Genomic DNA, 14326 nt, shown 5'->3' with positions numbered 1-14326 from the left:
GTCGCCGACGGTGGTGTCGTAGCCGACGACTAATCTGAATCACGTGCCAGATCCCTCCACGTACCGGCCCGCTCCCGGGTCGATCCCCACCGGGCCGGGGGTGTACAAGTTTCGGGATTCGCATGGGCGAGTCATCTACGTCGGCAAGGCAAAGAACCTGCGGTCGCGGTTGACGTCCTACTTCGCCGACGTTGCATCGCTGCATCCGCGCACCCAGCAGATGGTGACCACCGCCGCGGCGGTGGAGTGGACGGTGGTGACCACCGAGGTCGAGGCGCTGCAGCTCGAATACAACTGGATCAAAGAGTTCGACCCGCGCTTCAACGTCCGGTACCGCGACGACAAGTCCTATCCGATGCTGGCGGTGACCCTCAACGAGGAGTATCCGCGCCTGCACGTATACCGCGGGCCGCGCCGAAAAGGGGTGCGCTACTTCGGGCCGTACTCGCACGCCTGGGCGATCCGGGAGACTCTCGATCTGTTGACGAGGGTCTTTCCGGCGCGCACCTGTTCGGCCGGAGTCTTCAAGCGGCACAACCAAATCGGCCGTCCCTGCCTCCTCGGCTACATCGACAAGTGTGCGGCGCCGTGCGTCGGCCGCGTCACCGCCGGCGAACACCGCGAAATCGTCGACGACTTCTGCGACTTCCTGTCCGGCCGCACCGGCACGATGATTGCCGACGTCGAGCGCCGGATGCGTGACGCCGCCGACGACCTGGACTTCGAGCGGGCCGCCCGGCTGCGCGACGACTCGACCGCGCTCCGGCGGGCCATGGAGAAGCAGACCGTCGTGCTCGGGGACGGCACGGACGCCGACGTCGTGGCGATGGTCGGCGACGAACTCGAGACGTCGGTGCAGGTCTTCCAGGTGCGCGACGGCCGGGTCCGCGGGCAGCGGGGCTGGGTGGTCGAGCGACCCGACGACGACACGCTCGGCGCGCAGGTCGAACAATTCCTGACCCAGTTCTACGGGGCCGCGGCGGACCAGGACGCCACGGTGACCACGTCTGCGAATCGGGAGTCAGGGGAGTCGATACCGCGCGAGGTTCTGGTGCCCGAGCTCCCCGATGATGCCGTCGAACTCGCCGAGTGGCTTTCGATGCTGCGGGGATCGCGGGTCACGCTCCGGGTGCCGCAGCGCGGCGACAAGCGTGACCTGCTCGAGACGGTCGAACGCAATGCTGCCGAGTCGCTCGCCCTGCACAAGCTTCGCCGGGCCGGCGATCTCACGTCTCGCTCGGCGGCGCTCACGCAGATCCAGGAGGATCTGGGGATGGACTCGGCGCCGCTGCGGATCGAGTGCGTGGACATCTCCCATGTCCAGGGCACCGACGTGGTCGCCTCGCTCGTCGTCTTCGAGGACGGCCTGCCGCGCAAATCGGACTACCGGCACTACACGATCAAGGAGGCCGCCGGCGACGGCCGGTCCGACGACGTCGCGTCGATCGCCGAAGTGACGCGCCGCCGGTTCCTCCGGCATCGGGCCGATGCGCAGCAGTCGGAGCCGCTCGACCCGGAGACCGGCAAACCGCGCCGATTCGCCTACCCGCCCAACCTTTTCGTCGTCGACGGCGGTGCCCCGCAGACGCATGCGGCGGCGGCCGTGCTCGACGAACTCGGGATCACCGACGTCACCGTCGTCGGCCTTGCCAAGCGGATGGAGGAGATTTGGGCACCGGGTGACGATGAGCCGATCATCATGCCCCGCACCAGCGAGGGGCTGTTCCTGCTGCAGCGCGTGCGCGACGAGGCGCACCGCTTCGCGATTGCCTTCCACCGGAGCAAACGCAGCAAGCGGATGACGACGTCGGCGCTCGACGCGGTAGTGGGGCTGGGCCCGACGCGGCGCACGGCCTTGGTCACGGCCTTCGGCTCGGTGGCGAATCTGCGGGCCGCCACCATCGACGAGATTGCCGCGGTCCCCGGAATCGGTCCAACAACGGCAAAGACCGTTCACGACGCGCTGACAGTCGGTAGACAGGAGAATGATGACTGAGATCACGGTTGTCTTCATCGCGGGCATGTCGGGTGCCGGTCGCTCGGCGGCCGCCGATGTGTTCGAGGATGACGGCTGGTACGTCGCCGACAACGTCCCGGTTTCGCTGATCGGCAAGTTGGTCGAACTTGCCCGTACGGGCGGTGACCAGACGTCGCGGATCGCGATGGTCGTGCGCGGCGCCGACGAGAGCTTCAACGCCGAACTAGCCGCGCTGCGGGTGGATCTGGAAGCCGGCGGCACGTCGGTGTGGCAGATCTTCCTCGACGCAAGTGACGAGGTCCTGGTTCGCCGGTTCGAACAGGTGCGGCGGCGCCATCCGCTGCAGACCGACGACACCCTGGTCGAGGCCATTGCCCGGGAACGGGGGTACCTCGCGGGGGTCAAGGAGCAGTCGGACCTGGTGATCGACACCTCGGCGCTGTCGGTGGCGCGGCTGCGCGAGGTGCTCGCCAACGCCTCGGCGAATACCGCACAGACCACCAGCCTATCGGTCTCGATCCAGTCGTTCGGCTTCAAGTACGGGTTGCCGATCGACTCCGACCTGGTGGCCGACGTACGGTTCCTGCCGAATCCATATTGGATTCCCGAGTTGCGCAACCATGACGGCACCGAGGCCGAAGTGCGCGACTATGTCTTGCGTCAAGACGGGGCGGACGAGTTCGCCCGCCTCTATACCGACATCATCCGACTTGTCGCCGGCGGCTATCTGCGCGAGGGTAAGCGGTACATGAGTGTCGGAATCGGCTGCACCGGAGGCAAACACCGCAGTGTGGCGATGGCGCGAGAATTGGCGCGCCGGCTGTCGGGAGCGCAGGGCGAGGGTGGCCCGGCCTTCGACGTCCGCGTCATGCATCGCGATCTGGGGCGGGAATGACCGACGCGGCATCGACCCCGCAGATCGTTGCGCTCGGCGGCGGGCACGGCCTGTACGCGACCCTCACTGCGATGCGGTATCTCAGCCCGGCCCTCACTGCCGTCGTCACCGTGGCCGACGACGGCGGATCGTCCGGACGGCTGCGCGGCGAGCTGGACTTGATACCGCCGGGCGATCTGCGCATGGCACTCGCCGCGCTGCTCGTCGCCCCGGCCGCCCTTGCCGACAAGGAGGCCGACAACGCGCGGGACGCCCAGCTCTGGGGCCAGTTGCTTCAGCACCGATTCGGTGGGCACGGCGCGCTGGCCGGCCATCCCATCGGCAACTTGGTGCTGGTCGGACTCGCCGAGTTGCTCGGCGATCCGATTGCGGCCCTCGATCGGCTTGGCGAGTTGCTCGATGTGACCGGTCGGGTGCTGCCGATGTCAACGGTGCCGCTCACCATCGAGGCCGACGTGACCGGACTCGAGGCCGATCCGCGACTGAGTCGCGCCATCCTCGGCCAGGTTGCCGTGGCGACGACACCGGGGAAGGTGCGCCGCGTGCGCTTGCTGCCGGGGGCGCCGCCGGCGAGCCTCGACGCGTGTACGGCGATCACGAACGCCGACCTCGTCGTACTGGGACCCGGGTCGTGGTTCTCCAGCGTGATCCCGCACGTCCTGGTTCCCGACCAGCTGACCGCACTGACTTCGACAGCTGCACGTAAGATGCTGATCGTCAATCTAGCACCGGAGCCCGGGGAGACCCCCGGCTTCTCAGTCGAGCGGCACCTGCACGTGCTGCATGCGCACGCGGATAGGCTTGGCATCGATGATGTGATCGTTGACGAACGCTCGGTTCCGGCGGGCCGGGAGCGGGAGCACCTGGCCCGGGCGGCAGCGTTGTTCGGTGCCGAACTGCATGTTGGAGAACTTGCCGTGCCCGGCAAGCACGTCCACGATCCGGTGCGAGTCGCCGCGGTGGTGGCCGAGTTGGTCCACTTGGACCCGCCTCCGGCGACGGCGTTTCCGGGGCACCGGCACTTGCCATAGAGCGCGGGGGAAATTGTTGTGAATGGAGGATCATCAGCGGTGGCGATGACAGCGGCGGTCAAAGACGAGCTCAGCCGTCTTCCGGTGACCCAGACGAGTTGTCGTCGGGCCGAGGTGGCGGCGATGCTGCGGTTTGCCGGCGGCCTGCACATCGTCGCCGGCAAGGTCGTCGTCGAGGCTGAGTTGGACACCGGCAACGTCGCCCGGCGGCTGCGCCGCGAGATCCACGAACTCTACGGCTACTTGTCCGACGTCCACGTCCTGCGCAGCGGGGGGATCCGCAAGAGTGCCCGCTATATCGTCCGGGTCGTCAAGGACGGCGAGGCACTGGCCCGGCAGACCGGGCTTCTTGACCAGCGCGGCCGCCCCGTTCGAGGACTGCCCACCGTGGTGGTCGGGGGCAGTGTCGCCGACGCCGAGGCCGCCTGGCGGGGCGCCTTCCTGGCACACGGATCGTTGACGGAGCCGGGCCGATCATCGGCGCTGGAGATCAGCTGCCCCGGACCCGAGGCCGCGCTGGCGCTCGTCGGGGCCGCCCGACGGCTCGGGGTGTCGGCTAAGGCGCGCGAGGTGCGCGGTGCCGACCGGGTCGTGATTCGCGACGGTGAGGCCATCGGCGCGCTACTCACCAGAATGGGCGCCCAGGACACCCGCCTGGAATGGGAGGAGCGCCGCATGCGCCGTGAGGTGCGCGCGACCGCCAACCGGCTGGCCAACTTCGACGACGCGAACCTCCGGCGATCGGCCCGGGCCGCCGTCGCCGCGGCGGCGCGCGTGGAGCGGGCGCTGGAAATCCTGGGTGACGAGGTGCCCGATCACCTGATCTCGGCGGGTCAGCTACGGGTGACCCACCGACAGGCCTCACTGGAGGAACTGGGCAAGCTGGCCGATCCGCCGATGACCAAGGACGCAGTCGCCGGACGGATCCGCCGACTGCTCTCGATGGCCGACAAGAAGGCGCGCATCGAGGGGATTGCGGACACAGAGTCGGCGGTCACCGCGGATCTCCTCGACGACGCGTAGACCCGTCGCGCCGAGTCGGTGAGCACCGACTACGCTGAGACGCGAACCGTAGGTCCTGCCCAACCCGGCGCGCCCAATCGCATCGCGCCGCCCACAAAGGAGAATGCACGTGACTGTTCGCGTAGGCGTCAACGGATTCGGCCGGATCGGCCGCAACTTCTTCCGCGCCGTCGAGGCGCAGAAGGCCCTCGGCACCACCGACATCGAGATTGTCGCGGTCAACGACCTCACCGACAACGCCACGCTGGCCCACCTGCTGAAGTTCGACACCATCCTGGGGCGCCTGCCGGAGGACGTCAGCCTCGAAGGCGATGACACCATCGTCGTGGGCGACAAGAAGATTAAGGCGCTTGAGGTAAAGGAAGGCCCAGCGTCGATTCCGTGGGGCGACCTGGGCGTTGACGTCGTCGTCGAGTCCACCGGCATCTTCACCGCGCGCGACAAGGCCCAGGGCCACCTCGACGCCGGCGCGAAGAAGGTCATCATCTCCGCGCCCGCATCCGGCGAGGACATCACCATCGTGATGGGCGTCAACGACGACCAGTACGACGGTAGCCAGAACATCATCTCCAACGCATCGTGCACCACGAACTGTCTCGGCCCGATGGCCAAGGTCCTCAACGACGAGTTCGGCATCGTGCAGGGCCTGATGACCACCATTCACGCCTACACGCAGGACCAGAACCTGCAGGACGGCCCGCACAAAGACCTGCGCCGCGCCCGTGCCGCCGCCGTCAACATCGTGCCGACCGGTACCGGTGCGGCCAAGGCGATCGGCCTGGTGCTGCCCGAGCTGAAGGGCAAGCTCGACGGGTACGCACTGCGCGTCCCGATCCCCACCGGTTCGGTCACCGACCTGACCGCCGAGCTGAAGAAGACGGCCAGCGCCGCCGACATCAACGCGGCGATGAAAGCCGCAGCCGAGGGTCCGCTCAAGGGCATCCTCAAGTACTACGACGCACCGATCGTCTCCAGCGACATCGTGACCGACCCGCACAGTTCGCTGTTCGACTCGGGTCTGACCAAGGTCATCGGCAACCAGGCCAAGACGGTGTCCTGGTACGACAACGAGTGGGGCTACTCCAACCGCCTCGTCGATCTGATCGGCCTGGTTTCCAAGTCGCTTTCGGCGTAATCCGCTTCTCCCGCACTCCAAGGAGTTCCCGCATGGCCGTGCCCACCCTCGAAGACCTGCTGGCGACCGGGGTCGCCGGGCGCATCGTTCTGGTGCGCTCTGATCTCAATGTTCCGCTCGACGACGATGGAAACATCACCGATCCGGGCCGGATCGTGGCGTCGGCACCGACCATCGGCAAACTCGCGGACGCCGGTGCCGGCGTCATCGTCACCGCTCATCTGGGTCGGCCCAAGGGGATGGCGGACCGGAAGCTGTCGCTGGCTCCGGTGGCGGAGCGATTGGGTGCCGAGCTGGGCCGGAACGTGCAGCTCGCCACCGATGTCGTCGGTTCCGACGCCCTCGCCCGGGCCGAGGGGTTGACCGATGGGGACGTCCTGCTGCTGGAGAACATCCGCTTCGACCCGCGCGAAACCAGCAAAAACGAGGCGGAGCGCGAGGCATTGGCGCGGGCCCTGGTGGAACTGACCGGGTCAGACGGTGCGTTCGTCTCCGACGGGTTCGGGGTGGTACACCGCAAACAGGCCTCCGTCTACGACGTGGCCAAACTGCTGCCGCACTATGCCGGCGACCTGGTCGGTGCGGAAGTCGACGTGTTGTCGCGGCTCACCGACGATCCGGTTCGACCGTATGCGGTGGTCCTCGGCGGCTCGAAGGTATCGGACAAACTCGGCGTCATCGAGGCGCTCGCCCCCAAGGTGGACACCCTGGTGATCGGTGGCGGCATGGCGTTCACCTTCCTGGCGGCCCAGGGTGTGCCGGTGGGCGACTCGCTGCTGCAAGAAGACCAGATCGCGGTCTGCAAGGATCTGCTCGAGCGGTTCGCCGATGTCATCCGCCTGCCGGTCGATATCGTTGTCGCCGACAAGTTTGCCGCCGACGCAGAGTCGAAGACCGTTGCCGCCGACGCAATCCCCGACGGCTGGATGGGCCTGGACATCGGCCCAGAATCGGTCAAGCGCTTCGCGGCGGTGTTGTCCGGTGCGAAGACCATCTTCTGGAACGGTCCGTCCGGTGTGTTCGAGTTCGAGAAGTTCTCGGCCGGCACCAAGGGGGTCGCGGAGGTTATTGCCGGCACCACCGCCAACGGTGCGTTCACGGTCGTCGGTGGTGGCGACTCGGCGGCCGCAGTTCGTGCGCTGGGGATCCCAGATGAGGATTTTTCGCACATCTCGACCGGTGGGGGAGCCTCCCTGGAATACCTTGAAGGCAAGCAGTTGCCCGGACTCACCGTGTTGGAGGCGTGATCATGCCGAATAGTCGCAAGCCGTTGATTGCCGGCAACTGGAAGATGAATATGACGCACCTCGAGGCGATCGCTCTGGTGCAGAACATCGACTTCCGCCTGCCCAACAAGTATTTCGACAAGGTCGATGTGACGGTTATCCCGCCGTTCACCGACATCCGCAGCGTGCAGACGATTGTCGATGGCGACAAGCTGCTGCTCACCTACGGCGCGCAGGACCTGTCCGAGCACGACTCGGGCGCCTACACCGGTGAGATCAGCGGCGCATTCCTGGCCAAGCTCGGGTGTACCTACGCGATAGTCGGCCACTCCGAGCGGCGGACGTACCACAACGAGACCAACGAGGTTGTCGGGGCGAAGGCCCGGGCGGCGCTGCGGCACGAGTTGACCCCGATCGTCTGCATCGGCGAGGGCCTTGACATTCGGGAAGCCGGGAAGCACATCGCCTACAACACCGAGCAGCTCAAAGGCTCGCTCGCGGGGCTGACCGCTGAGCAGATCGCGAAGACCGTCATCGCCTATGAGCCGGTGTGGGCGATCGGCACCGGTCGGGTGGCCAGCTCCGACGACGCGCAGGAGGTGTGCGCCGCCGTTCGCTCGACGATCGCCGAACTGGCCGGTGACTCGGTCGCCGCGTCGATCCGCATCCTCTACGGCGGATCGGTCAGCGCCCAGAACATCGGTGATCTGATCGCCCAGGCAGACGTCGACGGCGCGCTCGTCGGCGGTGCTTCGCTCAAGGCGGAGGAGTTCGCCACCCTGTCGGCGATCGCCGCGGGTGGACCGCTGCCGTAGCGGGACCCCGTCGTCGCGTACACTCTCTGATGGCCGTCACCAGTTGAAAGCAAGGATCTGACCACCGTGAAACTCGCACTCGAGATCGGAATCGTCGTCACCAGCGTGTTGCTGGTGGTGCTCGTGCTGCTGCATCGCGGCAAAGGTGGCGGGTTGTCTTCGCTATTCGGCGGCGGTGTCCAGTCCAGCCTGTCCGGCTCGAGTGTGGTGGAGCGCAACCTCGACCGCATGACGATCGTCGTCGGTGTGCTGTGGGTCATTCTGATCATCGCGATGGAACTGCACATCAAACTCAACGCCAAGGCGTAGCCAGTCGCACACCTGCCTTTCGGGTCGCCCGCCAGTCCCTCGTCGGGGATACTCGGTAGATGGGTGATCCAGGATCTGCCTCAGGGGTACCTGTCCGCTCGGCCGCCTGGCGGCCGGACCGTACGATTGTGAGCCACCTGGAGGTGGACCAATCCGATCGTGCGCTGACCGAGCCGCTGCGTGAGGACATCCGGCTGCTCGGCGGAATTCTCGGCGACGTTATTCGCGAACATTCGGGAACCAATGCGTTCAACCTGGTCGAGGGGTCTCGCCAGGCAGCTTTCGACATCCGGGAGAACGACCTGGACCGCGACGATCTCGCGGTGCGGTTTGCGGCGGAACCGGCGACGGACTTGCTTCCCGTCGCCCGGGCGTTTTCGTTGTTCGCCCTCCTCGCGAATCTGGCCGAGGACCTGCACCGTGAACGGCGGCGCTCGATTCACCTGCGGGCCGGCGACACCCCGCAGAACAGCAGCCTGGCGGCGACCTACGCCAAATTGGCCGCTGCCGGTCTCTCCGACGAGTGGGTGGGCGCGCTGCTTGCCGACATCACGGTGGTGCCGGTGATCACCGCGCACCCGACGGAGACCCGCCGGCGCACGATCTTCGACTCGCAGAACCGCATCACCGAGCTCATGCGACTGCGCCGCCGGACCGAGCTCACGCCCGCCGAAGAAGCGGCGGCACTCGGTGCCATCCGTCGGCAAATTCTCACCATGTGGCAAACGGCCCTGATCCGTCTGGAGCGGCTCACCATCGTTGACGAGATCGCGGCGGGGCTGCGCTACTACAGCGCCACCTTCTTCGACGTGGTGCCGCGGATCAATACCGAGACCCGTGCCGCCCTCTGCGCGGCCTACCCCAATGCCGGACTCGATCGTGCACCGATGATCCGCATGGGCTCGTGGATCGGCGGCGACCGCGACGGCAATCCGTATGTGACCGGTGACGTCGTCGCCACCGCAACCTCCTCGGCAGCGCGACTTGCCTTCGCCCACCACCTCGAACAACTCGAGCTTCTCACCCGAGAGCTGAGTATGTCGGCGCGCTTGATCACGGTGCCGGCGGCTTTGGCCGAGCTTGCCGCACAGTCGCCGGCGACCTCCTCCGACGAGCCGTTCCGCGGTGCACTGAAGGCGATCCGCGCCCGGCTTTCGGCCACCGCGCTCGCCCGGCTGGACGCCTCGGCATCGACGCTGCCCCATTTGATGCGAACCCCCGCCACCGGGCTCGCGGCCCAGCCGTACGCCGACAAGGAAGCACTGCGCGCCGACCTGGATGTGCTCGACGCCGCGCTGCGCGACAACGTCGACGCCGCGATCGCCGACGACCGACTGCTGCGCGTCCGGGAAGGTGCACTGACTTTCGGATTCAATCTCTCTGGCCTGGATATGCGGCAGAACTCGGAGGTCCACGAGACGGTAGTCGCCGAATTGTTGGCTTGGGCGGGCGTGCACGACGACTATCTGACTCTGTCCGAACCGCAGCGCGTTGCCGTGCTGACTGCCGAACTGGCGTCGCGGCGCCCGCTGACCGGCCCGGCAGCGCAGCTCAGCGAACTGGCGGCCAAGGAACTGGCGATCGTCCGCGCCGCCGCGACGGCCGTGGCGACTTTCGGGGCCGAGGCCGTGCCGAACTATGTGATCAGCATGTGCACGTCGGTCAGCGACATGCTCGAAGCCCTGATTCTGCTCAAGGAGGCCGGGCTCTATGACTCGGGCACCGACGGCCACGGCGCGCGCTGCCAATTGCGCGTCGTGCCCCTGTTCGAGACGATCGAGGATCTTCAGCAGGGTGCGGCCACGATTCTCGCGGCGCTGGATGTAGCACTGTACCGCCAGGTGGTGGTCGGGCAGCACAACATGCAGGAGGTCATGCTCGGCTACTCGGACTCGAACAAGGACGGCGGGTATCTCGCCGCCAACTGGGCGCTGTACCGGGCTGAACTGGACTTGGTCGAGGCCGCCGGCCGCGCGGGCATCCGGTTGCGCCTGTTCCACGGCCGCGGCGGCACCGTCGGGCGGGGCGGCGGGCCGAGCTACGAGGCAATTCTGGCGCAGCCGCCCGGTGCGGTGCAGGGCTCGTTGCGGATCACCGAGCAAGGCGAGATCATTGCCGCCAAGTACGCCGAACCGGTTTCCGCGCACCGCAATCTCGAGACGATCCTCGCTGCGACGATTGAGTCGTCGCTGCTCGACGTCGAAGGCCTGGGCGATGACCCCGAGCAGGCATATGCGGTCCTCGATGAGCTCGCCGCCCGCGGCCGACGCGCGTACAGCGAACTCGTCCACGAGACCGATGGCTTCGTCGAGTACTTCACCACGTCGACCCCGCTCTCGGAGATCGGCGAACTCAACATCGGCAGCCGGCCCGCATCGCGCAAACAGACGAAGGCGATATCGGATCTGCGTGCGATCCCGTGGGTGCTGTCGTGGAGTCAGTCACGGGTGATGTTGCCCGGCTGGTACGGGACGGGATCGGCATTCGCCGGCTGGATCGGTGACGATGCGGAATCAGCCGATCGCCTTGCGGTGCTGCGCGACTACAACCAGCGCTGGCCGTTTTTTGCGAGCGTCATGTCGAATATGGCGCAGGTGCTGGCCAAGTCGGATATGGGGGTGGCCCACCGGTATTCGCAGCTGGTACCCGACGAGCAGTTGCGCGAGCGCGTGTTCGGCAAGATCGTCGCCGAGCATGGGCTCACCCTCGCCATGCATGCTGCGATCACCGACAATGATGACCTGCTCGCGGACAATCCGGCGCTCAAGCGATCGGTGTACAACCGGTATCCCTACCTGGAGCCGCTGAATCTGCTGCAGGTCGAATTCTTGCGCCGCTATCGAGCCGGCGATGACAGCCGGGAAGTTCGGCGCGGCATTCTATTGACCATGAATGGTTTGGCGACGGCGCTGCGCAACAGCGGGTAGGGCCTCGCGGGGTCGGAGGGACACCCGCAGCGGCGGACTCGATATGCTCGCAGCCATGGCACCCCAGCGAACGGCACTGGTCACCGGAGCAACCTCGGGCATCGGCTTAGAGGTCGCGCGCGAACTCGTGAACCGCGGCTATCGGGTGATCGGATCCGGCCGGAACCCGGAGCGGCTCGCCGACGATGAGCGCCTGCCCGGTGTCGAATACGTCGCCCTCGACCTCGCCGACCGCGATTCCATCCACGCCTGCACCACGGCGATCGGGGACGTCGACATCGTCGTGCACAACGCGGGCGAGAGCCAGTCCGGTCCGGTGGAGGAGTTGCCCGACGAGGCCGTCGACCGCCTCTTCCAGACCAACGTGTTCGGCCCGGTGCAGCTGACCCAACGCCTCTTGCCGCACATGCGCGGGCAGGGATACGGCCGGGTGGTCACCGTCGGGTCCATGCTAGCGAGCTTCCCGCTGGCCCATCGCGGCTCGTACTGTGCAGCGAAAGCGGCGCTGAAGGGCTTCGCGCTGTCGGCCCGGCAGGAACTGTCCCCGTTCGGCGTGTGGGTGAGCCACGTCGAACCGGGATCGATTGCGACCGGTATCGGGACACGGCGTACGCACTACATCGCCGAGGGTTCGCCCTACCAGGCCGACTACGACACGATGATCACCCATCTCGACGCCAACGAGCAGTCGGGGATTTCGCCGGCCACGGTCGCGAAGACGATCGTGAAGGCGATCGAAGCTGATCCGCCGCGCGAGTTCTATGCCGTCGGTTCGAACGCACCACTGGTCTTCGCGCTACGACGGCTCGTACCGCGGAGCGTGGTCACCTCGCTGGTGGCGCGCCGACACGGCCTCAAGCGCTAGTCTTCGCCGGTGCTGCCCTTGGTGGCCGTCGTCGCCGACACGGACCCGGCAACCCGGTTGCCGAGGTCGGTGAGCAGGCTCGCGATATCGAGTCCGGTGGTGCCGCGGATCACTTCCAGGCCACTGACCAGGCCAGCGCCAGCACCCCGGGTGAGGGGGTCGACGGAGTCGCCGACGAGAGTGATGTTGGCTTCGCCCAGCGGCTCAGCAGTCGCTCGCACGATATCGGGCAGCTTGGACAGCACCAGTTCGAGCTGCCCGACCTGATCGAGCTTGCCCAGGGCCTCGGCGCGCATCTCCAGTGCCTGTGCCTCCGCCTCGCCGGTGATGCGGATGCTCTCGGCGCGCGCCTGGGCCTCGGCGGTAATCTCCGCCTTCTTGGCCTCGGCGCGCTGCTGCGCGGCATACAGCTCGGCCTCCGCAGGCCGGCGCACCTCGGCGTCGAGCTGGGTATCGCGTAGCCGGGCCTGCTGCTCGGCGACCTCGTTGTCCTTCTCGACTTGGACACGCCGGCGTTCGGCCTCCACGAGCGGACGCACGGCGTCGGCCTCGGCAGCGGCGCGGTCGGTCGCCTGCCGCGCCGTTTCGCGCTCGATGTCGAGCTCACGCTGCTGTTCGATGATGGCCTGCTCGTTGGCGATGCGGCTCTCCTCGGCGACCCGGTGGGCGACGGCCCGGGACTGGGCCGCGATCGCCGACTGGTCCGAGCGCTCCTTGGCCGCCAGGTCGCTGAAGTACTGTCCGTCCGAATCCTGGACGTCGTTGATCGAGAAGCTGTCGAGCACCAGTCCCTGATTGCCCAGGATCTCCTTGATCGACTGGGCAACCTGGTCGACGAGCTGCTGACGGTCGACGAGGATGCTCTTGGCCGTCATGGTGCCGACGATGGAGCGGAGTTCGCCGGAGAGCTGTTCAGTGACGAGTGCGTTGACGCGCGCGAGGTCATCGCCGAATCGCGGGCCGGCCTTGAGGATGTCCTCGGGGGTGTCACCGACTTTGACCACGGCCACGCCGCGCACCTTCAGTTCGATGCCATCGTTGGCGGGCGTGGAGGTGTCGAGGTCGGCCTTGACCGAGGAGAGCTGGACGCGGGTGGCGCGCTGGACGACGGGCAGCACGAACGTGCCGGTACCGCGGTACACCTTGCCCTGGTGGCCCTTGCCGGTGCCGGTCACGATGAATGCCTCCTCCGCGCCGGGCACCCGGTAGCGAGACAGCAGCAGCAGGATGAACAGGATGAGCAGGACTGCGGCGGCCCCGAGAGCGGGGATCAGCGTCGACATGGCAGGTGGTTCCCTTCTTAGGAAAGCTGGTCGTAGGGCAGTTGTTGTACGTGGTAGATGTTGCGCCCATCGAGTTTGGAGGTGACTCGGACAAACTCACCCAGCGCATAGTCCGCATCGGCGGTGATCGAGATCTGCCGTGCCCCCGTTTCGGTCTGTACCTCGCCGGTGCCGAGATGAGTGGGCCCGACGGGTTCGACGACGCGCACCCGGGTACCGATCAGGTCGATACTGGGCAGTTCGGTTCCCGACTTCAGCAGGTAGCGGAGGAGGAGTCCCGCAACGGCGGCGAGGACGACCCCGGTCAGGGCCCCCGCACCCAGGGCTGGGCCCGTCGGGACGTCGCGAAACGTCATCAGCCCGCCTGCGAGGAGACCGAAACCGGTGACGAACGGGGTCAGCAGCGAGAGGAGTCCGACGCCGGAGTCGCCCAGGTCGAAGCCGAGGTCGACGGCGCTGTCGATTTCGAGACCGACGAGGGAGAGGACGGTCAGGACCAAGCCGATGATGCCGATTGTCAGTAGGACGATGCCCAGCACGTGCTACCTCCCCGCCGCGTTGTGTCCGATTCCCCCAACCTATCGGACGTAGGCGGCCAGGTGTCGGGCGGTCAACGTAGTCGAGTTCTCGACCATGGACTGCGGGGTGCCCTCGAAAACGAGTCGACCACCGTCGTGGCCGGCACCGGGGCCGAGGTCGATGATCCAGTCGGCGTGTGCCATGACGGCCTGATGGTGCTCGATGACGACGACGGACTTTCCGGAGTCGACGATCCGGTCGAGGAGCCCGAGCAGGTTCGCCACGTCGGCCAGGTGGAGACCGGTGGTCGGCTCGTCGAG

12 protein-coding genes and 1 pseudogene are annotated in these 14326 nt (G+C 67.0%); 10 read left to right on the top strand and 3 right to left on the bottom strand.

Going from position 1 to position 14326, the window contains the following annotated elements; genetic code table 11:
- Window positions 1-43 precede the first annotated feature (43 nt).
- From uvrC to B4M62_RS03800, 10 genes are all read left to right on the top strand, one after another.
- Window positions 44-1996: an excinuclease ABC subunit UvrC gene (uvrC, locus tag B4M62_RS03845; RefSeq protein WP_290705416.1), complete on the top strand. Its 1953-nt coding sequence runs from the start codon at window positions 44-46 to the stop codon at window positions 1994-1996.
- Window positions 1989-2873, top strand: coding sequence for an RNase adapter RapZ (gene rapZ, locus B4M62_RS03840; protein WP_290705414.1), 885 nt, complete (start codon window positions 1989-1991; stop codon window positions 2871-2873). The genes uvrC and rapZ overlap by 8 nt, the downstream gene beginning before the upstream one ends.
- A complete protein-coding gene (locus B4M62_RS03835) occupies window positions 2870-3904 on the top strand; it encodes a gluconeogenesis factor YvcK family protein (RefSeq protein ID WP_290705412.1) in 1035 nt (344 codons plus the stop codon). Before rapZ ends, B4M62_RS03835 begins: the two co-directional genes overlap by 4 nt.
- A 45-nt stretch (window positions 3905-3949) precedes the next feature.
- Window positions 3950-4927: a DNA-binding protein WhiA gene (gene whiA / locus B4M62_RS03830; protein WP_290705501.1), complete on the top strand. Its 978-nt coding sequence runs from the start codon at window positions 3950-3952 to the stop codon at window positions 4925-4927.
- A 109-nt stretch (window positions 4928-5036) separates the two neighbouring features.
- The gene (gap, locus tag B4M62_RS03825) at window positions 5037-6062 is read left to right on the top strand and encodes a type I glyceraldehyde-3-phosphate dehydrogenase (RefSeq protein ID WP_290705410.1); all 1026 of its coding nucleotides are present in this window, start codon (window positions 5037-5039) and stop codon (window positions 6060-6062) included.
- A gap of 32 nt (window positions 6063-6094) precedes the next feature.
- Window positions 6095-7309, top strand: a complete 1215-nt coding sequence (locus B4M62_RS03820; protein WP_290705408.1) for a phosphoglycerate kinase — start codon at window positions 6095-6097, stop codon at window positions 7307-7309.
- Between the two features lie 2 nt (window positions 7310-7311).
- Window positions 7312-8103 (top strand): triose-phosphate isomerase, encoded by a 792-nt coding sequence (tpiA, locus tag B4M62_RS03815; protein ID WP_290705405.1) that lies wholly within the window; start codon window positions 7312-7314, stop codon window positions 8101-8103.
- A gap of 66 nt (window positions 8104-8169) precedes the next feature.
- The gene (gene secG, locus B4M62_RS03810) at window positions 8170-8412 is read left to right on the top strand and encodes a preprotein translocase subunit SecG (RefSeq protein WP_290705402.1); all 243 of its coding nucleotides are present in this window, start codon (window positions 8170-8172) and stop codon (window positions 8410-8412) included.
- A 59-nt stretch (window positions 8413-8471) separates the two neighbouring features.
- Window positions 8472-11339 carry a phosphoenolpyruvate carboxylase gene (gene ppc, locus B4M62_RS03805; protein ID WP_290705399.1) on the top strand — a complete coding sequence of 956 codons (2868 nt, stop codon included), beginning with the start codon at window positions 8472-8474 and terminating at the stop codon, window positions 11337-11339.
- Window positions 11340-11394: 55 nt separating this feature from the next.
- On the top strand, window positions 11395-12204 hold the full coding sequence (locus tag B4M62_RS03800) for an SDR family oxidoreductase (protein WP_290705396.1): 810 nt from the start codon (window positions 11395-11397) through the stop codon (window positions 12202-12204).
- Here the strand turns inward: B4M62_RS03800 and B4M62_RS03795 are convergent.
- From B4M62_RS03795 to B4M62_RS03785, 3 genes and pseudogenes are all read right to left on the bottom strand, one after another.
- Window positions 12201-13487: a flotillin family protein gene (locus B4M62_RS03795; RefSeq protein ID WP_290705394.1), complete on the bottom strand. Its 1287-nt coding sequence runs from the start codon at window positions 13485-13487 to the stop codon at window positions 12201-12203. The genes B4M62_RS03800 and B4M62_RS03795 overlap by 4 nt on opposite strands.
- 17 nt (window positions 13488-13504) lie before the next feature.
- Entirely contained in the window at window positions 13505-14026 is a 522-nt protein-coding gene (locus B4M62_RS03790; protein ID WP_290705391.1) for a hypothetical protein, read from the bottom strand.
- A 39-nt stretch (window positions 14027-14065) separates the two neighbouring features.
- Window positions 14066-14326 (bottom strand): annotated as a pseudogene (locus B4M62_RS03785) (excinuclease ABC subunit UvrA); the annotation flags it as partial.

Origin of the sequence: Gordonia sp. UBA5067, assembly GCF_002414845.1 — a bacterium.
GTDB classification, from domain to species: domain Bacteria; phylum Actinomycetota; class Actinomycetes; order Mycobacteriales; family Mycobacteriaceae; genus Gordonia; species Gordonia defluvii.
The sequence above is the reverse complement of the archived record's forward strand: the minus strand, read 5'-3'. Positions and strand labels throughout refer to the sequence as shown.

Bases quoted from the DNA above. Each gene is read 5' to 3' on its own strand.
- rapZ (WP_290705414.1), top strand. From the start codon at position 1,989: ATGACTGAGATCACGGTTGTCTTCATCGCGGGCATGTCGGGTGCCGGT.
- B4M62_RS03835 (WP_290705412.1), top strand. From the start codon at position 2,870: ATGACCGACGCGGCATCGACCCCGCAGATCGTTGCGCTCGGCGGCGGG.
- whiA (WP_290705501.1), top strand. From the start codon at position 3,950: ATGACAGCGGCGGTCAAAGACGAGCTCAGCCGTCTTCCGGTGACCCAG.
- B4M62_RS03820 (WP_290705408.1), top strand. From the start codon at position 6,095: ATGGCCGTGCCCACCCTCGAAGACCTGCTGGCGACCGGGGTCGCCGGG.
- tpiA (WP_290705405.1), top strand. From the start codon at position 7,312: ATGCCGAATAGTCGCAAGCCGTTGATTGCCGGCAACTGGAAGATGAAT.
- ppc (WP_290705399.1), top strand. From the start codon at position 8,472: ATGGGTGATCCAGGATCTGCCTCAGGGGTACCTGTCCGCTCGGCCGCC.
- B4M62_RS03800 (WP_290705396.1), top strand. From the start codon at position 11,395: ATGGCACCCCAGCGAACGGCACTGGTCACCGGAGCAACCTCGGGCATC.
- B4M62_RS03795 (WP_290705394.1), bottom strand. From the start codon at position 13,487: ATGTCGACGCTGATCCCCGCTCTCGGGGCCGCCGCAGTCCTGCTCATC.